This is a genomic window from Dyella telluris (genome assembly GCF_014297575.1).
Classification (GTDB): Bacteria; Pseudomonadota; Gammaproteobacteria; order Xanthomonadales; family Rhodanobacteraceae; genus Dyella; species Dyella telluris.
This window is the reverse complement of sequence record NZ_CP060412.1, coordinates 1,153,205-1,173,220: the sequence shown is the minus strand read 5'-3', so window position 1 is coordinate 1,173,220 and position 20,016 is coordinate 1,153,205. Positions and strand designations below refer to the sequence as shown.

The 20,016-nt window shown below is 65.1% G+C and carries 18 protein-coding genes; all 18 read left to right on the top strand.

Annotated elements, in window-relative coordinates; genetic code table 11:
- The first annotated feature begins 13 nt into the window (after window positions 1-13).
- Window positions 14-1,888 carry a flagellar hook-associated protein FlgK gene (gene flgK / locus H8F01_RS05480; RefSeq protein ID WP_187058019.1) on the top strand — a complete coding sequence of 625 codons (1,875 nt, stop codon included), beginning with the start codon at window positions 14-16 and terminating at the stop codon, window positions 1,886-1,888.
- 12 nt (window positions 1,889-1,900) lie between these two features.
- Window positions 1,901-3,127 carry a flagellar hook-associated protein FlgL gene (gene flgL / locus H8F01_RS05475; protein ID WP_187058018.1) on the top strand — a complete coding sequence of 409 codons (1,227 nt, stop codon included), beginning with the start codon at window positions 1,901-1,903 and terminating at the stop codon, window positions 3,125-3,127.
- 266 nt (window positions 3,128-3,393) lie between these two features.
- Window positions 3,394-4,815: a flagellin N-terminal helical domain-containing protein gene (locus tag H8F01_RS21950; protein WP_187058017.1), complete on the top strand. Its 1,422-nt coding sequence runs from the start codon at window positions 3,394-3,396 to the stop codon at window positions 4,813-4,815.
- Window positions 4,816-5,010: 195 nt separating this feature from the next.
- A complete protein-coding gene (gene fliD, locus H8F01_RS05465) occupies window positions 5,011-6,522 on the top strand; it encodes a flagellar filament capping protein FliD (protein WP_187058016.1) in 1,512 nt (503 codons plus the stop codon).
- Window positions 6,523-6,538: 16 nt separating this feature from the next.
- A complete protein-coding gene (gene fliS / locus H8F01_RS05460) occupies window positions 6,539-6,970 on the top strand; it encodes a flagellar export chaperone FliS (protein WP_187058015.1) in 432 nt (143 codons plus the stop codon).
- Window positions 6,971-6,972: 2 nt separating this feature from the next.
- Window positions 6,973-7,263: a flagellar protein FliT gene (locus tag H8F01_RS05455; protein WP_187058014.1), complete on the top strand. Its 291-nt coding sequence runs from the start codon at window positions 6,973-6,975 to the stop codon at window positions 7,261-7,263.
- Window positions 7,264-7,338: 75 nt separating this feature from the next.
- Entirely contained in the window at window positions 7,339-7,896 is a 558-nt protein-coding gene (locus H8F01_RS05450) for a PilZ domain-containing protein (RefSeq protein ID WP_187058013.1), read from the top strand.
- 358 nt (window positions 7,897-8,254) lie between these two features.
- Window positions 8,255-9,676, top strand: coding sequence for a sigma-54 dependent transcriptional regulator (locus tag H8F01_RS05445; RefSeq protein WP_187059168.1), 1,422 nt, complete (start codon window positions 8,255-8,257; stop codon window positions 9,674-9,676).
- Window positions 9,677-9,828: 152 nt separating this feature from the next.
- Window positions 9,829-10,152 carry a flagellar hook-basal body complex protein FliE gene (gene fliE, locus H8F01_RS05440; protein WP_187058012.1) on the top strand — a complete coding sequence of 108 codons (324 nt, stop codon included), beginning with the start codon at window positions 9,829-9,831 and terminating at the stop codon, window positions 10,150-10,152.
- Between the two features lie 45 nt (window positions 10,153-10,197).
- Complete coding sequence (gene fliF / locus H8F01_RS05435; RefSeq protein ID WP_187058011.1) at window positions 10,198-11,898, top strand: flagellar basal-body MS-ring/collar protein FliF; 1,701 nt, start codon at window positions 10,198-10,200, stop codon at window positions 11,896-11,898.
- Window positions 11,899-11,988: 90 nt separating this feature from the next.
- Window positions 11,989-12,984 carry a flagellar motor switch protein FliG gene (gene fliG / locus H8F01_RS05430; RefSeq protein WP_222615754.1) on the top strand — a complete coding sequence of 332 codons (996 nt, stop codon included), beginning with the start codon at window positions 11,989-11,991 and terminating at the stop codon, window positions 12,982-12,984.
- Complete coding sequence (locus H8F01_RS05425; RefSeq protein WP_187058009.1) at window positions 12,981-13,637, top strand: flagellar assembly protein FliH; 657 nt, start codon at window positions 12,981-12,983, stop codon at window positions 13,635-13,637. Before fliG ends, H8F01_RS05425 begins: the two co-directional genes overlap by 4 nt.
- On the top strand, window positions 13,634-14,992 hold the full coding sequence (gene fliI / locus H8F01_RS05420; protein WP_187058008.1) for a flagellar protein export ATPase FliI: 1,359 nt from the start codon (window positions 13,634-13,636) through the stop codon (window positions 14,990-14,992). The genes H8F01_RS05425 and fliI overlap by 4 nt, the downstream gene beginning before the upstream one ends.
- Window positions 14,989-15,423, top strand: a complete 435-nt coding sequence (fliJ, locus tag H8F01_RS05415) for a flagellar export protein FliJ (RefSeq protein WP_187058007.1) — start codon at window positions 14,989-14,991, stop codon at window positions 15,421-15,423. The genes fliI and fliJ overlap by 4 nt, the downstream gene beginning before the upstream one ends.
- A 34-nt stretch (window positions 15,424-15,457) precedes the next feature.
- Window positions 15,458-16,690 (top strand): flagellar hook-length control protein FliK, encoded by a 1,233-nt coding sequence (locus H8F01_RS05410; protein WP_187058006.1) that lies wholly within the window; start codon window positions 15,458-15,460, stop codon window positions 16,688-16,690.
- A gap of 1,458 nt (window positions 16,691-18,148) precedes the next feature.
- Window positions 18,149-18,646 carry a flagellar basal body-associated FliL family protein gene (locus H8F01_RS05405; RefSeq protein WP_187058005.1) on the top strand — a complete coding sequence of 166 codons (498 nt, stop codon included), beginning with the start codon at window positions 18,149-18,151 and terminating at the stop codon, window positions 18,644-18,646.
- A 13-nt stretch (window positions 18,647-18,659) separates the two neighbouring features.
- Entirely contained in the window at window positions 18,660-19,676 is a 1,017-nt protein-coding gene (fliM, locus tag H8F01_RS05400; protein ID WP_187058004.1) for a flagellar motor switch protein FliM, read from the top strand.
- Complete coding sequence (gene fliN / locus H8F01_RS05395; protein WP_187058003.1) at window positions 19,673-20,014, top strand: flagellar motor switch protein FliN; 342 nt, start codon at window positions 19,673-19,675, stop codon at window positions 20,012-20,014. The genes fliM and fliN overlap by 4 nt, the downstream gene beginning before the upstream one ends.
- The last annotated feature ends 2 nt before the right edge of the window (window positions 20,015-20,016 follow it).

Genomic DNA, 20,016 nt, shown 5'->3' with positions numbered 1-20,016 from the left:
CCTGGAATGACACATGTCCAATCTCCTTAATATCGGTGCCTCAGGGCTCAACGCTGCGCAGGTCGCGTTGACCACGGTCGGCAACAACATCAGCAACGTCAACACGACGGGGTATAGCCGCCAGACCGTGCTGCAGACTGCGGCCATCTCGCAGTCTGCCGGCAACTACACCATCGGCAGCGGCGTCGATATCCAGTCGGTGCAGCGCGCTTACAGCGATTTCCTGACCTCGGCGCTGTGGTCGGCCAACTCCAGCATGCAGGGCGCCACCACCACCAACAACCTGGCGACCACGCTCAACAGCGCCCTGAGCGCCAGCGGCAACCTGCAGAGTGCGCTCGATAGTTTCTACGCTGGCTTCAGCACGGTGGCCAACACGCCGGGCGTGGCATCCAGCCGGCAGTCGCTGCTGGGCAATGCCAGCCAGGCCGCCACCGTGTACAACACGCTGGGCCAGCAGCTGACGGCGCAGCAGAGCCAGGTGAACGCGCAGATCAAGACCACGGTGGACAGCATCAACACCGTGGCGAGCAACCTGGCGGCCATCAACAACAAGATCCACGAGGCCGGCACCAACGTGCCCAACGATCTGCTCGACCAGCGCGACAGCCTGGTGCAGTCGCTGTCGGGTTATATCGGCGTGTCCGCCTATACGCAGACCGACGGCACGATCAGCGTGTATGCCTCTACCGGCCAGGCGCTGGTGAGCGGCAGCAAGTCGTTCGCCCTGCAGACGGGCAACAACCAGTACGACGCCTCGCGCACCGAAGTGCTCGATGACACCGGCACCGTGGTGAGCGGCAAGATCAGCGGCGGCACCCTGGGCGCCTTGCTCAACTACCGCACCAACGTGCTGGACAGCGTGCAGAACCAGCTGGGCCAGTCGGCGGTGGCGCTGGCCACCAGCGTCAACACGCAGCAGTCCAAGGGTCTGGACCTCAACGGCAACCAGGGCGGGGCGATGTTCAGCGTGCCCAGTCCCACGGTGCTGGCGAGCAATCTCAACAAGGGCACGGGCACGGTCTCGGCGAGCATCACCGATGTGTCCGGCCTGACCGGTTCGGACTACGTGCTGAGCTACGACGGCAGTAACTGGAACCTGGCCACCACCTCGGGCCAGAGCGTGGCGATGACGGCCAATTCGGATGGCACGTATTCCGCGGGCGGCCTGACGCTGTCCCTGTCCGGCTCCGCGCAGGCGGGCGACAGCTTCCAGATCCAGCCGACGCGCCAGGCCGCCACTGGCCTGCAGATGGTAATGACCGACCCCAACGGCATCGCGGCCGCTGCCGCGCTGAACGCCACGGCGGCCAAGGCGAACACCGGCACCGGCAGTATCAGCGCCGTCACGGTGACTGACCCCACCAATACCTCGCTGCTCAGCGGCGCCACCGTCAGTTTCCCGTCGGCCAACACCTATCAGGTGACGGACAGCACGGGCAACGTGCTGTCCAGCGGCAGTTATGCGTCGGGCCAGACCATCAGCGCGAACGGCTGGAGCGTGACGCCTTCCGGCACGCCGGCCGCGGGTGATTCGTTTGCCATCGCGCAGAACAGCAATGGCCTGAACGACACCAGCAACGCGCTGGCGCTCGCCAACCTGGCCGATGCCAAGGTGTTGAACGGCGGCACGCAGTCGGTGGTGGATGCCTACGGCACGCTCACCACCACCATCGGCACGGTGGGCAGCCAGGCCACCACCAATCTCACCACGCAGACCAGCCTGTACAACAACGCGATGTCAGCGCAGCAGAGCGTGTCCGGCGTGAACCTCGATGAAGAGGCCGCCAACATGGTCAAGTACCAGCAGGCTTACCAGGCTTCGGCGCAGGTGATCTCCACCGCGCAGACCATCTTCAGCAGCCTGATCTCCGCGATCCAGGCCTAAAGGAAATACGTGATGCGCCTTTCCACCAGCTGGATGTACCAGCAGTCGCTCAACACCATGATCAGCCAGCAGAGTTCGCTGGCCGCGACGCAGAACGAGGTTTCCTCGGGCAACCGTATCAATGTCGCCTCCGACGACCCGGCGGGCGCGGGTCAGGTGGTGAGCCTCAACCACGTCATTGCGGCGAATACGCAGTATTCGAACACCATCAACACGGCGACCACGCGCCTGAACACCGAGGCGAGCACGCTCTCCTCGGCGACCAGCATTCTCGACACCGCGCGCACGCTGGCCCTGCAGGCGGTGAACGGCACGCTGTCGGACAGCGACCGCCAGAGCATTGCCAGCCAGCTCAGCCAGATCAAGGATCAGCTGGTGCAGCTGGCCAACACCACGGACAGCAATGGCAACGCGTTGTTCGCCGGCACCAGCACCACCACCACGCCGTTCCAGGTGGGCGCCAACGGTGCGGTGACCTATGGCGGCAATGACGCGCAGCAGCGCTCGGCCGTGGGTTCGGGTCTGCAGATTCCGACCAGTGATCCGGGCTCGGGCTTGTTCATGAACATTCCCACGGGCAACGGCTCGTTCGAAGCCAGCGCCGGCAGCGCCAACACCGGCACCTTGCTGGTGGGCAGCAACAGCGTCACCGACCTGTCGGCATGGAACAGCAGCAAGGCCAGCAGCGGCGGTGGCTACACCATCACCTTTGGAGCCGGCGGTACGTGGACGGCCACGGATGCCAACGGCAATGCCGTGCAGGACAGCAGCGGCAACCCGGTCGGCGGCACGTACACGGATGGCGGCTCGATCAGCTTCAACGGCATGACCATCGCGATGAGCGGCACGCCGGCCTCCGGTGACACGGTGTCGGTGAGCACGGGTGGCCAGCAGGATGTGTTCAGCACACTGGACAACATGATCAGCGCGTTGCAGAGCGGCTCCAGCGACACGCAGCTCACCAACGTGATGAGCCGCCAGATCGAATCCATCGACCAGACCCAATCGGCGATCAGTTCGGTGCAGGTTTCCGTGGGCGGGCGCCTGGATACGTTGACCCAGCAGCAGGGCGCGTATTCGGATCTCAACGTCACCTACCAGTCCGCGCTGTCGGACGTGCAGGGCGCCGATGCCTATACGGCGATCAGCAAGCTGTCGCTGCAGTCCACCGCGTTGCAGGCCTCGCAGCAGATCTTTGCGCAGGTGAAGTCGATGAGCCTGTTCAATTACCTGAAGTAATCGCAGGAACTAACGCACGGCGGGCGACGGCGTCGCCGCAACGAGAGGAGGTCTTACGCAAGGTTGACGGTAGTGATGGAGCGGGTCGGAAGGGAGGTAAACCCTTGTCCAGTGAGCTCCATCACGAATTGGCGCGAAAAGTGACTCAAGTAATCCCCGGGGGGGTCGAAAAAGTCACTGAGGCGGATGGCATCCCACGAACGGGGCCTGGACGCCGGCACGAACAACGCCAATCCAACCGGTCACCGGTTACGTAGGAGCAAATCATGTCTCTCGTTATCAACACCAATATCTCGTCGCTGAACGCACAGAACAACCTGTCGAAGTCGCAGAGCGCGCTGTCGACCGCCACCCAGCGTCTGTCGTCGGGCCTGAAGATCAACAGCGCCGCCGACAACGCCGCCGGCTTCGCGATCTCCCAGCGCTACACCACGCAGATCGGTGGCCTGAACCAGGCGAGCTCGAACGCCTCGGACGCCATCAACCTGGCACAGACCGCCGGCTCCGCGCTGGACCAGGTCACTGCCAACCTGCAGGCCATCCGCGACCTGGCGGTGCAGTCGGCCAACGGTACCTACACCGACGCTGACCGTTCCTCGATCGACCAGGAAGTGCAGCAGCGCCTGGCGGAAATCACCCGTATCGCCAACCAGACCACGTTCAACGGTTCGAACGTGCTGGACGGCTCCATGAAGACCAAGAGCTTCCAGATCGGCGCCAACGTCGGTCAGACCATCTCGGTCAGCCTGGGCACCAGCGTGAAGTCCAGCGCCATGGGTCAGGTGGCGGAAGCGACCTCGCAGGCTTTGGCTCCCAGCGTCGGCTTGGCCTCCGGCGACGTCACCATCAAGGTGGGCGCCGGTACCGCGGTCAGCGTTGCTGCGGGCAACTACAGCAGCGCCAGCTCCCTGGCCACTGCGATCAACACGGCATACACGACTGCTGGCGGCACCGGTACGTTTGCGTCCGTGAATGCCTCTGGCGAGCTCGCTTTTGACAACGCCAGCACCACGAACGACGTGACCATTGGCGGTACGAACACCTCGCTGGGCCTGCCGGCGACCGTGGTGAAGAACAACGGTACGGTGGACGGCACCGGCACGTCGTCGGGCGTGGCTGCTGCGATTGCCGGTGCCTCGTTCCCGGATCTTTCGTCCGAAGGCCTCAACATCAATGGCAAGGCTGTTGACCTGAGCAGCGCGAAGAGCCTGCAGGACGTGTCCGACGCCATCAATGCTGCTGGCATCTCGGGCGTCAGCGCCGCGGTGAGTGGCGATGGCACCGCCATCAACTTCTACTCGAGCAGCGCACTGTCGATCACGGACACCGGCAAGAACCTGTTCTCGACGGGCACCTCGACGGCGGCTACCAGTGGCTCGCTGGCTAGCGGCAGCGTGTCCACGGTCGACAAGGCCAACGACCTGATCTCCCGCGTCGACGTCGCCCTGAAGACGGTCAGCGATTTCGCTGCCCAGCTGGGTGCGGTGCAGAACCGCTTCCAGTCGACCATCTCCACGGTGGCCGCTCAGACCACCAACCTGCAGGCCTCGCAGTCGACCATCCGTGACGCTGACTTCGCGTCCGAGACGGCCAACCTCAGCAAGGCTCAGGTGCTTCAGCAGGCGGGTATCTCGGTGCTGGCCCAGGCCAACTCCAACCCGCAGCAGGTTCTCAAGCTGTTGCAGTAACAGACCCAAGGCCTGGACGCGACCCCTCCCGGATCGCGTCCTCCTGGGCTGGATTTACCACCTGGCGGGTTGCTACTCGCAGCCCGCCGGGTGTTCCGGGAGCTTCCGGCAAAGCCTTTGCGTGCGAAGGTTTTGCCGGGGGCTCGAACCTTCCGCCTCGGCGGGATCATTTCGGGAAACTGACAAGGTAGTGCGATGACGACCAGCAGCACCAGCAGCACCAGCAGCCTGAGCACGCTGCTCAACCAGCTCACCTCGGCAACGAGTGGCACGAGCAGTTCGAGCGGTTCGACCTCCAGCTCCTCGTCCAGCTCCTCCAGTTCGTCGACCACCAGCTCCAGCGGCGGCTCCCTCAGCGCAGCGGGCATCGGTTCGGGCCTGGATGTCAGCTCCATCGTCACGGCGCTGGTGAATGCGCGCAAAGCCGCGTCGCAGGACCAGATCACCAGCCGCACCACGCAGACGAACAATCTGCTGACCGGCCTGTCCTCGCTCAATTCCGCGCTCGGCGGCATCCAGACCGCGCTGGCCACGCTGAGCTCGGTCAACACGTTCAACAGCTACACCTCGACCCTGACCGCTCAGGGCAGCAGTAGCAGCATCGGCACGGCCACCACCATGTCGAGCGCCCAGCCGGGTTCGTACACCATTGCCGTGAGCCAGCTGGCCACGGCGCAGAAGCGCGCCAGCAGCGCGGTGGCTTCCGGCACGGCCGTGGGGCAGGGCACGCTGGCCATCACGGTGGGCGCCAACACCATGAACGTGGCGGTTTCCGCCACCAACACCCTGGCCGACATCGCCACCGCGATCAACAGCTCCTCGTCCAACCCGGGCGTGACAGCGACCATCGTCAACGGCACCAACGGCCAGCAGCTGATGCTGAGCTCGAGCAAGACGGGTGTGGCCAACGCGTTCACCATCAGCGCCGACGCCACCAGCAGCAGCGGCCTGTCCAGCCTGGCGACCACGCTGAACACGGCGGGCAGCAACGAGGCGCAGGACGCCAAGCTCACCGTGGACGGCATTGCCGTCACCAGCGCCACCAATACCGTGACCGGCATGATGGACGGCGTCACGCTGAACCTCACCGGCACCGGTACCAATTCGCTGACCGTGGCGCAGGACAACACGGCCGCCACCAACGCCATCCAGGCCCTGGTTACCGCTTACAACAGCTACGCCAGCACGGTGTCCTCGCTGTCCAGCTACGACACCAGCACCGGTGCGGCCGGTGTGCTGCTGGGCGATACCACGCTTTCCTCGGTGCAGCGCTCGATCGCCTCGGTGCTGAGCAGCTCGGTGAAGGGCAACAGCATCGGTACGCTGGCGAATGTGGGCATTACCCGCAATGCGGATGGCACGCTGGCGCTCGACACCAGCAAGCTCGCGTCCGCTTTCCAGAGCAATCCGTCGGCGGTGAAAGACCTGTTCGTCGGCACCAACGGCTACGGCACCAAGCTCAACACCGCGATCAACTCGTACACGTCCAGCGGCGGCATCATCAGCACGCGCATGGACAGCCTGAACAGCACGCTGACGCAGCTGAGCACACAGCAGACCGCCCTGAACAACCGCATGGCGACCTACCAGTCGCAGTTGCAGTCGCAGTACACGGCGTTGGACACGCTGATGTCTTCGCTGAACAACACCAGCTCGTACCTGACCACGGCGCTGGCGCAGCTGACCAATTCGAACTCGAAGAACTGATCGCGGGGAAGCGACCATGACTTACGGTTACATGCGCAACGCCAGCGCGCTCTATCAGGACACCAGTGCGCGCGGCAGCGTGGAAGGCGCCGACCGCCATCAGCTGACTGGCATGCTCTACGACGGCGCGATCGACCGGATCAACCAGGCCCGCGGCGCCATGCGCCGGGGCGATGTGCCGGCCAAAGGGACACATTTTGCACGGGCGCACGCCATCATTGGCGAGCTGCGCGGCAGCCTGGACCACGCGCAGGGCGGTCCGCTGGCCGCTCGTCTCGACGCGCTTTACGACTACGCGAGCCGTCGCCTGCTGCATGCCCAGCTGAACAATGACGAGCGTGCCATCGACGAAGTGGTGGATCTGCTCACGCCGGTGCGAGACGCCTGGCAGCAGATCCGCGACCAGTTCCTGGCCGCACAGAAGCGCGCGCCCGGCGCGGTGGCCTGACGATGTCGGTTTTCTACGAACAGTTGCTGGACCTGAGTGAGCGCATGCTCGCCGCCGCCCGCTCCGGCGATTGGGAGGCGGTGGTTTCGCTGGAAGAGGCGCGCGGCAAGGGCATCGTCGCCCTGCCGAACGATGACGCGGCTGTACTGCCGCTGCTTCGCCAGCTGCTGGCCCACACCGAAGAGGTGCGTGCGCTGGCCGGTCGCCAGCGGGATCGCCTGGGCACCGATCTGGAAGAGCATCCGCACCGCCACCGCGCACTGAGCGCCTACCTGGTTGCCGGCGCCGAGTGATCGGGCCGGCCATGACCACCAGGCGCGCATAATCCCGCCAGGCCGCCATCCGGGCGGCCCCGCGACGAGGGCATCATGCAAGACGCTTCCTGGCAGGCATTTTCCGAACGGGTCACCTACGACGACGGCCTTCACGTTGGCTGCGTCGCCCTGACCGAGGCGCTGGGCGACCTGCAGCGCACCGCCATGCGTGACCGCAATCTCAGCGTGCTGGGCACGCTGGCGATGTTCAACGAGCGACGCAGCGAAACCGTGGACGAAGAGAGCCCGGTGGCCCTCGACATGCAGCGACTCGACAGCAAGATGAACGTGCTGATGGCCATGCTGGACCAGCTGCTCCAGCGCAATGCCGATCTTCCGCCGCGCTCCCGTGTCAGCTTCAACGCGATCGGCGCGTTATTGCCACGGTCGCTGTGGCCGGTGGACCAGGCCCAGGCGCTGGTGCGACTCCACTTCGACGGTTGCCTGGCCCTGCCGCTCGAACTGGTCGCCCGTTACGTGCAAGAGCGTGATGCGGATCACATTTTTGTTGCCTTCGAAACCATGGACGAGGCCACATGTGACGCGATTGAGCGACTCGTGTTCCGTCACCACCGACGTAAAGTGGCAGAGCGTCGCCAGACAGCTTCCTGAATGCCGGAACACGATCACAGGCGAAATGTGATCGATATCACGCTACGGAATCCCGAGAAGAAAGTTCTTTGACGCAGATCTCGATCAGGTGTCGCACAGGGTCACCTTCCCGAGCATTGCCGCCCTCTGCATTTTTTCAGTGGATTCAGCCATCTGTGGCATACCTCTGAGGACATTCGCGGCGGTATTCAGCCAAGGTGACGCTCACCGGCAGGCACCCCTTTAAAGGGCATGTCGGAAATCCGTGACTGGCTGGCCCCCTTCTTGCTCATTACCTCGCGCGGACGGCGACGGATTGTCGTCACGCACGAAGGTGCAATCCAGGGGGTCACCAATGAAGCACGCACGAGAGCATCACATGGGCAAGTTCGACGTACTGGTGATCGAATCCGATCATCGCAGGGCGGAGTCGGTTGTTTCGGCGCTGGAGTTCCTTGGGTTCAAGCCGCTGCGCGGCGAAGACTGCAAGGTGGTGGACGAAACGACGCACGCATGGCGTGCCGTCTATGTGGGCAATGTGCGGGATGAAGCCGAAGCCGAACGCCAGTTCGCCCAGCTCGGCTCCGCCGCAAATGATGCAAGGGTGTTGCTGGCTTCCGATTCGGAATGGCTGGCGCGCCTTGGCGCCGATCGCACGAGCAACGCCGGTCACGTCGGCATCATCGAATTTCCGCTGCGCTATGAGCAGCTCGCCGAGATGCTGCGCGGTCCGCAGGCACAGGGGCCGCGTCGGCCGGAGCTGCGCCTGGTGGGCAGTTCGGGTCCGATGGCCCGCGTGAGCGCGTTGATTCGCCAGGTGGCGCCGTTCGATTCCAGCGTGCTGGTGCTGGGCGAATCGGGCACCGGCAAGGAGATGGTGGCGCGCAGCATCCACGAAACCTCATCGCGCCGCGACAAGCCGTTCGTGGCGATCAACTGCGGCGCCATTCCGGCCGAGTTGCTGGAAAGCGAGCTGTTCGGCCACGAGAAGGGCGCCTTCACCGGCGCCATCAGCACCCGCAAGGGCCGCTTCGAGCTGGCCGAGGGCGGCACGCTGTTCCTGGATGAGATCGGTGACATGAGCCTGCCGATGCAGGTGAAGTTGCTGCGCGTGCTGCAGGAGCGCGTGTTCGAGCGCGTGGGCAGCAATCGCACGCAGCGTTGCGACGTTCGCATCATCGCTGCGACGCACCGCAATCTGGAAGATGCCATCGCCAATGGCCAGTTCCGCGAAGACCTCTATTACCGCCTCAGCGTGTTCCCGCTGGAAATGCCGGCGCTGCGCGAGCACCTGGACGACCTGTCCGAGCTGGTGGACGAGTTCAACCATCGCCTGTCGCGCCGCGGCCTGGGCAGCGTGCGTTTCAGCGCCGGTGCGATGAATGCGCTGCACACCTATGCGTGGCCGGGCAACGTGCGTGAGCTCTACAACCTGGTCGAGCGTCTTTCCATCCTCTATCCGCACAGCGAAGTGCGTGTGAATGACCTGCCGGAAAAGTATCGCGGTCAGCAGATGGTGGAAGAAGTGCGCGGCGCGGCGCTGTTGTCGCTGATGACCGGGCAGGCGCCGGTGTTGCCGGAGTCGCTGTCCGTGGTGTCCAGCGAGTCGCTGATGATGCTGCCGGAAGGCGGCCTGGACCTGAAGGACCATCTGGCCGACATCGAGGTGGGTCTGATCCGTCAAGCGCTTGACGTTACCGGTGGTGTCGTCGCGCATGCCGCCAAGCTCCTTCGCATGCAGCGCACCACGCTGGTGGAAAAGCTGCGCAAGTACGGCCTGCAGCCCAGCCTTCAGGCGTAAGTGCAGGAGTGAGTTGAAAGAAGTGAGAAGTGAGAGAAGGCCAAGTGCTCTCGCTTTCTCTCACTTCTCACTCCTCTTCACTCACTCCTCGCTCACTGGCACGCGTCGTGCAGTAACACCCTCAGGCACTCTTTACGCGTTGGAATTCCGTCATGGGTCAGATCGACGTCAACAACCTGCTGTCGCAGATGCGCCAGCTCTCCCTGCAGACGAAACCGGTGGAACAGTCGTTCACCGCGGCAGCGTCGGGGCAAACCGATTTCTCCACGTTGCTGAAGAAATCGATCTCGTCGGTGGCCGATGCGCAGATGGATGCCGGCCAGCAGGCAGCCAGTTTCGAGCGTGGCGACGAGGGCGCCGACCTCTCACGCACCATGGTCGCCATCAACAAGGCCGACCTGTCGTTGAACACGTTGACCCAGGTGAGGAACAAGCTGGTCGACGCGTACAACAACATCATGAACATGCCGGTCTGACCGGTTAACTGACGACTTCGCGTCCCCCAAGGAAGAGCAGTTTCCATGGCCGATAACGCCCTCGCGACCACCGATGAAAAGCCCGGTTCTCGCCTGGATCTCAAACAGCTTGCGAGCACGCCGGCATCGCGGCAGCTGCTGCTGTTGATTGGTGTGGCCGCCGCCGTGGCGCTTGGCGTGGCCGTGGTGCTGTGGTCCCGTGGCCCCAATTACGGCCTGCTGTACGCAGGCCTGGAACAGAAAGACGCCGCCGCCGTTACGCAGGCGCTGCAGGCGTCCAACACGCCGTACACGCTGGGTGCGGATGGCAACTCCATCATGGTGCCGGCCTCCGACCTGGCGGCCATCCGCCTGAAGTTGGCCTCGCAGGGACTGCCGCAGGGCAGTGCGGCCACGGCCGTGGCACCGGGCGGAGACTCGCCGTTCGGCATGAGCGATCTGGCCGAGCGCACGCGTTACCAGCAAATGCTGGAAACGGACCTGGGCAGCACCATTGCCGGCCTGCAGTCGGTGCGCGCCGCGCGCGTGCATCTGGCGCTGCCCAAGCCGTCGGCATTCATCCGAGACAACAAGGAAGCCAGCGCGTCCGTGCTGGTGACGCTGTATCCCGGCCGCCAGCTCGACGCCAGCCAAGTGGCGGCGATCGTGCACCTGGTCGCTTCCAGCGTGCCCAACCTCGATCCCAAGCAGGTGTCGGTGGTCGATCAGCAGGGCCAGTTGCTCACTACCACCGATGCGGCCAGCGCCACCGCCGTGGGCGATTCGCGCCTGCGTCTGGCTACGCGCATCGAGAACACCTACGCGCAGCGCATCGAGGAACTGCTGACGCCGCTGGTCGGTGCGGGCAAGGTGCGCGCACAGGTCTACGCGGATCTCGACTTCAGCGAAACCGAAAAGGCAACGGAGACGTTCGATCACGAACACCCCGCGCTGCGCAGTGAGCAGACCAACAGCGAGCAGCACACCGGCGAGGCCAGCGATGGCCAGGTGCCTGGCGCGCTGAGCAACCAGCCGCCGACCGCCGTGTCGCAGCCCACCGCGGCCAAGCCCAATGCGGGCAAGGGCAAGACCACGGCCACGGCGCAGAGCAGCGGGCCGAGCGATACCACCAGCAGCGCCACGCGCAATTATGAGCTTGACCGCACCATCAGCCACGTCAGCGATCCGGCGGGCCGCCTCGCGCGCCTTACCGTCGCGGTGGTGGTGGACAACAAGACCGTGGTTGGCGACAAGGGTGCGCCCAAGAGCGTGCCGTTCACGCCGCAGGAACTGGAACACCTCACCACGTTGACGCGCAATGCAGTCGGTTACAGCGACAAGCGCGGCGACAGCGTGAGCGTGATCAACCAGCCGTTCCACCAGGACCCCAGCGCCAACGTCGACGCACCCGCACAGCCGTTCTGGGAGCGCCCAGGCATGCTCGACCTGATCAAGCAGGGCGCTGGCATCCTGGTGGCGTTGCTGGTGGCCTTTGGCCTGCTGCGTCCGTTGTTGCGCGGTCTGTCGCGCAGCCCGGTGCCCGGTACCGAGCTGGCTCTGGCCGGCGCAGGCGGTGGCCCGGGCATGCCGACGATTTCGGTACGCGTGGACGACGACGAAGCACTGGACGAGCCCGTGCGCCTGGGCGGCATACCGCCGCAGCTCGCTTACGAGCAGCGCATCGGCACTGCGCGCCGCATGGTGGGCGAGAACCCCAAGCAGGTGGCGCAGGTGGTGAAGAGTTGGGTGGGCGAGGATGGCGGCTGATCGCGACATCGCGCGCTTGAGCGCGATCCATCAGACCACCATGGCCAGGCAGGTTAGCGGGTGAATCGAATCATGAAAGCAGAACTGCAAATCAACGGCGCCCAGCGCGCGGCCATCCTGCTGCTCACCTTGGGCGAGCAGGACGCAGCCGAAGTGCTCAAGCACCTCAGCGCGCGCGACGTGCAGGCGGTGGGCTCGGCCATGGCCAGCCTTTCCAACGTCACGCGCGAGCAGGTGGAGATGGTGCTCGATCGCCTTGACGAGGACATGGGTCGCCATACCTCGCTGGGAGTGGGTACCGAGGAATACATCCGCAAGATCCTGGTCAATGCGCTGGGCGAGAACAAGGCCGGTGGCCTGATCGACCGCATCCTGCTCGGCCGCACCAGCAAGGGGCTGGAGTCGCTGAAATGGATGGAGAGTCGCGCCATTGCCGAGATGATCGGGCAGGAGCATCCGCAGATCATCGCGCTGGTGCTGGCGCATCTGGAGCCGGACCAGGCGGCCGAAGTCATCGGCTACCTGCCGCCGCGCACGCGCAGCGACGCGGTGATGCGCATCGCCACGCTCGATGGCGTGCAGCCTCATGCGCTGAACGAGCTCGACGAAATCATGGAGCGCCAGTTCTCTGGCGGTAACACCAAGAAACTGAAGTCCGCCAGCGTGGGCGGCCTGAAGGCCGCGGCCAACATCCTCAATGCGATGGAAACCAGCCGCGAGACCGAGCTGATGTCGGCCATCCGCAGTCACGACTCGGGCCTGAGTGGCCGCATCGAAGAGCTGATGTTCGTGTTCGAGGACCTTGGCGACCTGGACGACCGCAGCATGCAGACACTGCTGCGCGAAGTGCCCACCGCGCGCCTGGTCACGGCGCTGAAGGGTGCCGAGCCCGGCGTGCGCGAAAAGATCTTCGCCAACATGTCCAAGCGCGCCGCCGACATGCTGCGCGACGACCTGGAAGTGTCCGGCCCCGTGCGCCTCAGCGAAGTCGATGCCGCGCAGAAGGAAGTGCTCGGCATTGCACGCAAGCTGGCCGATTCGGGCGCGATCAACCTTTCCGGCACGGGTGACGAACTCGTCTCATGAGTGCCTTGATGAATCGCGACCACTTCCAGGCCTTCGAGCGCTGGCTGCCACCCGAGGTGGGCGAGCCGGTGGTGGCGCCGGAGCCTGCACCCGTGGAACCGGTGCAGCAGCAGCCGACCGTGCGCGAACTCGAGGCACTGGAACAGCAGGCCCGTGACGAAGGTTACGCGGCGGGCCACGAGCAGGGCATGGCGGAAGCGCGCGCGGTACTGCAGGAACGCATGCAGCGCCTGGACGAACTGCTGGAGTCGGCCGCCCGCCCCTTGCGCAGCATGGACGACATGGTGGAACTCGAACTGACGCGCCTGGCCATGACCGTGGCGCGCCAGGTGGTGGCGCACGAATTGCGCGTGACGCCCGACCTGGTGGTCGAAGCCGTACGGCAGGCCGCGCTGGCCTTGCCATCGGCGTCGGGCAACCTGCGCGTGCGCCTGCACCCGGACGATCTCGCCCTGCTGCGCACGCTGGACATGGTCGAGTCGCACTGGCAGCTGATGCCCGACCCCAGCCTGCAGCGCGGTGATTGCCTGCTGGAAAGCGAACGCTCGCGCCTGGATGCGCGCATCGAAACGCGGCTCGCCGCGGTGGTGGATGCGGTGCTGGGTGCGGAAGCCGAAGAAACCGACGAAGATGCCGACGAGGTGCGTGGATGAACGCGCAGCCCACCCGCAGCGCACTGTGGCAGGAGCGGCTGGCCCGTCGCCGCCAGCGTGCCGTGGGTGCGCGCACGCTGACCGTGGAAGGCCGGCTGCGCCGCGTCGTGGGGCTCACCCTGGAGGCCGAAGGTTGCGAGGCGCCGCTGGGCGCACGCTGCCTGGTCAGCACAGCCGACGGCAATGAACTGGATACCGAAGTGGTCGGCTTTGCCGACGAGCGCCTGCTGCTGATGCCGGTGACCGAGATGCACGGCGTGCTGCCGAATGCCCGCGTGCGCCCGTGCTCGCACACCAGCGGGTTGCCGGTGGGGCAGGCCTTGCTGGGTCGCGTGATCGGCGCCGATGGCGTGCCGCTCGACGGACTGGGCCCGCTCGACGTGGACGAGCACGCCCTGCTCAAGAACGAACCGATCAACCCGATGGCGCGCAAGCCCATCGATACGCCGCTCGACACCGGCGTGCGTGCGATCAACTCCCTGCTCACCGTGGGGCGCGGCCAGCGCCTGGGCCTGTTTGCAGGTTCCGGCGTGGGCAAGTCGACCCTGCTCGGCATGATGACGCGCTACACCGACGCCGACGTGGTGGTGGTGGGCCTGATCGGCGAGCGTGGTCGCGAAGTGAAGGAATTCGTCGAACACACGCTGGGTGCGGAAGGTCGCGCCCGTGCCGTGATCGTCGCCGCGCCGGCCGATGCGCCGCCGCTCAAGCGCCTGCGCGGTGCGCAGTACGCCACGGCCATTGCCGAATGGTTCCGCGACCGCGGCCAGCGCGTGCTTTTGCTGATGGATTCGATCACGCGCTATGCCCAGGCGCAGCGCGAGATCGCACTGGCCATCGGCGAGCCGCCGGCCACCAAGGGTTATCCGCCGTCGGTATTCGCCATGCTGCCTGCACTGGTGGAGCGCGCCGGTAACGATGCCGAAGGGCGTGGCTCCATCACGGCGTTCTACACCGTGCTGACCGAAGGCGACGACTATCGCCATGATCCCATCGCCGATGCATCGCGCGCCATCCTGGATGGCCATATCGTGCTCTCGCGCGATCTTGCCGAGGCGGGCCATTATCCCGCCATCGATATCGAAGCTTCCATCAGCCGCGTGATGCCCGCGGTGGTGCAGCGCGAGCACCTGCGCTCTGCGCAGCGCTTCCGCCAGGTCTACTCGGCGTATCGCCAGCAGCGCGACCTGATTGCCGTGGGCGCCTACCAGAAAGGGTCCGATCCGCAGGTGGATCACGCCATTGCCATGTGGCCGCGGCTGCGCGACTTCCTGCAGCAGGAAGTGGACGCGCCAACCACACTGGTCGACGCCATCAGCTCCCTTGAAACGCTGACCGCCGGCGGTACGCCGTGAAATCCCGCGCGAACCGCCTGCAACCTGCCGTTGACCTGGCCCACGACCGCCAGGAGGCGGCCATGCAGCGCCTGGCCGAGCAGCAGCAGAAGCTCGCCAAGGCCGAGCAGCAGCTGGACGAATTGCAGAAATACCGCGCCGAGTATGCGGAAACGCAGGGCGGCGTCAGCGTGGCTGCGATGCTCAACCGACGCCAATTCGTCGAACGCATCAACCAGGTCATTGCCCAGCAGATCAATGAAGTAGCCCGCCAGCGCCGGTACCTCGACGGCGTGCGCGACCAGTGGCGCGAAGCCCACGCACGCGAGCAGGCGCTCGGCAGCGTGATCGACCGCTACCGCGAGCAGGAACGCAAAAGCGAGGATCGTCGCGAACAGGCCGAGATCGACGAGCGCATGCAGCACCGTCGACCGAGGAGAGGGCTGTCGTGACCTTGTCCAAGAAAGCATTCCCGGAGAACAACCCATGACCCCGTCCGTTGCCCTGGCGGCAAATCTGGCGCCCGCGCCGAGTGCCACCAACAGTTCCTCAAGCAGCGATACGAGCAGCGCATCGTCCGGCGCCAACGACCACAGGTTCAGCGCACCGCTGCAGCAGGCGCGCCAGCAGTTTGCACGGCAGCGCGACGATGCCCGGCCGGCGCCGGCGAAATCGTCCGCGCCCTCGTCATCGGGCAGCACGACGTCGTCCGCTTCTTCCTCGCAGGCCAAGGCCAGTGGAAAGTCGGATCACAAGGACGATGACACGGCGGAAACGGCCGCGCCCGGCGCTGCCGCCGCGATGCTCGCGCTGCTGGGACAGAGCGTGCCTGCCTCCGCCGCTGCATCCACGGTTTCCGACGCAGATGGCGACGATGCCACGGCTGCCGTGACTGGCGCCGCCACCTCGACCTTGCCGGCGTCGGCAACCATTTCGCTGCTGGGCGCCATACAGGGTGCCAGTACGGCGCAGGGCAAGGCCGGCGACGGCGACGAATTCAGCAAGGCCATGGACGGGATCAAGGACAAGAGCTTGTCCCTGGCCGGCCAGGACGCGGATGACGCCGGCGATGCCGTCGACACCACCGCGACGGATGGCGCGCAGGCGGCCAAGGGCGATGCCTTGAGCAACGCCTTGCAGGCATTGACCGCGTCCTCGTCGTCCGACCAGAAAGACAGCAGCGACCCGCTCGAAGCCCTGAAGAACCTCTCTGCAGCGGCCATGTCGCAGCAGTCACTGGCCCAACCGAACGGGGTCACCGCGACCGCTACGCCGCATGTGCTGACCATGCAATCCAGTGTCGGCACGCCGGCCTTTGGCCAGGAACTGAGCCAGCAGGTCACCTGGCTCGGGGGCCAGGACGTGAAGGAAGCCCGCATCCGCCTCCATCCCGAAGATCTCGGCGAGCTCGACGTGAAGGTGAGCGTGAAGCAGGACCACGTCGACGTGGCCTTCATCGCCCAACACCCGCAGGCCGTTCATGCCGTGCAGCAGACGCTGACCCAGCTCGACTCCATGCTCGCCCATCACGGCCTGTCGTTGGGAGAGGCGATGGTGGGGCAGGGGAATACGGGGCAGGGTTCGTCGTCGCAGACGGCGAATGCGTCGGGCTCGTCGTCGGGTAGTGGGAGTTCGTTGGCTGACGAGGTGGGTGATGTGGTTTCGGCGGTGTCGCCGATTGGGAAGGTGGCGGTGGGGTTGGTGGATATGTTTGCCTGACCGGTCCGCGCTTCTTCTCCCTCTCCCGTTTGGGGTGAGGGTTGAGGTGAGTGGTCAACCTTGCCTCGCCACTTCAAAAGAGCCGTCACCCCTGCGGAGGCAGGGGTCCAGTGACTTTGCTCCTGGCCTTCGGGTTCCAACGCTGCCGCGACCTGGCCGCTTACGCAGCGGGCGTTCCGACCTCCTGCCGGAGGCCGGGTCACTTTTCTTTGCTTGCCCAAAGAAAAGTAACCAAAAGAAAAGGCACCCCCATCGCGGCGCCGGCCGGTGGAGCCGGCCGGTCCGTGAGGGTCGGCCGGGCTTTTCGACAGGACCTCCCTGTCCTGTCGAAAAGGGATCGGCCTCCCTGCCGATCCCCCTGCGGGCCTGTCGTCCGCCCCTCACCGCCGCTCAAGGGGTCGGGTAGGTCAAAAGCAGACGGCTCGTGCAGCTGCGCTGCACATCGCGTCGCATGGTGCGACGGCGTATGGCGTACCGGTTTAGCTTGTCTGTAGGAGCGCACCCTGTGCGCGACCACCTGACGGAGCGGTATCGACAGGACGCTGCGGTCGCGCACAAGGTGCGCTCCTACAGGTGGGGCTCGCAGCGTGTGGAGTCCGTTTCTCTCTCGCCTCAGTGCTCACCCCAGTCCTCTCCCGAATGGGAGAGGACGAGCGACAGGGGATGTTCAATGTGAACCACCAAGTGGCAAGGAAGAAGGTGCCGCTTCGCGGCACGACGCTCCGCGTTAAGTCCTCAGCGCATCGGCGCGTTGCGAAGCGCTTGGAAGTACCCGCTGTGTAGAGGCGGAGGTTGCCAAGCAGCAACGTTCCTCAGCCGTTCGGGCTTATCCCAGCGGAATGCTGCCAGCTCTTGAGGCCATTTTCTTTGGGTTACTTTTCTTTTGGGCCAGCAAAAGAAAAGTGACTCGGCCTCCGGCAGGAGGTCGAAACGCCTCCGCTGCGTAAGCGGCCCGATCGCGGAAACGCGCGAGACCGGAGGCCGAGAGCAAAGGCCGAGAGCAAAGGCCGAGAGCAAAGGCCGAGAGCAAAGGCCCTGGATCCCAGCTTTCGCTGGGATGACGGTCAAAAGAATGAAGCGGTGGGGCGAAAGCCGACCACCGAGGCCCTGGATCCCGGCCTGCGCCGGGATGACGAGATCGAATCGGTGAGGCAGGGTCACCCCTCACCCCAACCCTATCCTCGCCCCCAAAGCCGCATCCATCCATGGCTGCTCCCCGCATGCTCCCAAGGGAACAGGGAAAAGGCACGCTCCCGCGACAACCTTCCGTCAACCGCCATCCCCCCGTCACGCCCAATCTCCGACAGGCGTCAAGAAAGCGCCGCCGCCCCGTCGCATCCCCCGCAAACCCAGTGGCAGCAACGCATCCCGTCGATGGCACGCGGTTTGCTACCAAAGGGCATGCGCCACCCATGACGGGTGGCAGACATATGGCAACTGATAGGGATCGACATTCGCATGGCTCAGAACGAGCAAACGGAAAACGCGGCCGCGGGGCCCAAGAAGGGCTCCAGCAAGGTCGTGATGATCATGGGCGTGGCGATGGTCGCCATGGCCGGCGCGTCCGGCTACCTGGTGATGAACGCACGCAAGGCGCATGGCGCCGAGGCGGATGAGCCGAAGGTGGTGATGTCCAAGCAGGAGCAGTACCTGACGCTGGATCCGCCGTTCGTCGTCAACTTCAAGGACGACCAGTCCATGCGCTTCCTGCAGGTCGGCGTGAGCCTGATGTCGCACGACGCCGCCGCGCTGGCCGCCGCGAAGGAAGCCGACCCGGTGATCCGCAATGCGCTGGTCATGCTGTTCAGCAGCCAGGACTACACCATCCTCAGCGACGCCGCCGGCAAGCAGAAGCTGCAGGCGCAGGCGCTGGCAGATGTGCGCAAGATCCTCGAGAAGCGCCTGGGTCGTCCGGGCGTGGAAGCGCTGTACTTCACCAGCTTCGTGATGCAGTGACGGAACCGCGGCGATGAGCGACCTGCTTTCACAGGAAGAAATCGATGCCCTGATCAATGGCGTGGAAGTGGGCGCCGTGGAGACGGGCAACGACGAACCGTTGCCGTCCGATGCGGTGATCTCGTACGACTTCACCCAGCAGGACCGCATCGTTCGTGGCCGCCTGCCCACGCTGGAGATGGTCAACGATCGCTTCGCCCGCTTCTTCCGCTCCGCGCTGTTCGGCGTGTTGCGCAAGACCTGCGAGGTGTCCGTGCTTGGCGTGAAGATGATCAAGTTCGCCGAGTACGTGCATGGCCTGGCCGTGCCGAGCAACCTAAACCTGGTGCGCGTCAAGCCGCTGCGCGGCACGTCGCTGGTGGTGATGGAACCGCGCCTGGTGTTCACCGTGATCGACAACTTCTTCGGTGGCGATGGCCGTTTTCATGCACGCATCGAGGGCAGGGATTTCTCGCCGACCGAGAACCGCGTGATTCAGATCATCCTCGGCGAGCTGTTCACGTCGATGGTGGAAGCCTGGGCGCCGGTGATGCCGCTGAACTTCGAATACCTCAATTCGGAAATCAACCCGCAGTTCGCCAACATCGTCAGCCCCACCGAAACGGTGGTGGTATCGAAGTTCCATGTCGAGCTCGATGGCGGCGGCGGTGAGATCCACCTGACCCTGCCGTACTCGATGATCGAGCCGATCCGCACCCTGCTTGATGCGGGCGTGCAGAGCGACCGCGTGGATCGCGACCATCGCTGGGCCGAAACGCTGCAGGACGAAGTGCTGGACGCGGAAGTGGAGCTGAGTTCGATGCTGCTCGAAACGCGCATCAGCATCGGCGATTTCCTGCAGCTTCGCCCCGGCGACGTACTGCCCATTCAATTGCCGGAATTCAGCACGGTCTTCGCCGAAGACGTGCCGGTATTCCGTGGCCGCTACGGCCAGAACAACGGCCGCACGGCCGTCCGCTTCCATGCCCCGACAGGCCGCCGCGAGATGCGCCTGGCGACTGAACCTGCCCTGGAGATTGACCCCGCATGACCACGACCAATGACGCTGCCAGCGCTACCCAGCGCGTCGAATTCGACCAGCTCACCGCCCCCGTGGGCGAGGGTGCCGATGTCAACCTCGACATGATCCTCGACGTGCCGGTCACGCTTGCCATGGAAGTGGGCCGCACGCGCATCAGCATCCGCAACCTGCTGCAGCTCAACCAGGGTTCGGTGGTGGAACTCGACCGCTCTGCTGGCGAGCCGCTGGACGTGTTCGTCAACGGCACGCTGGTGGCGCATGGCGAAGTGGTGGTGATCAATGAACGCTTCGGCATCCGCCTGACCGACGTGATCAGCCCCGCCGAACGCGTGCGCAAGCTGCGGTGAGT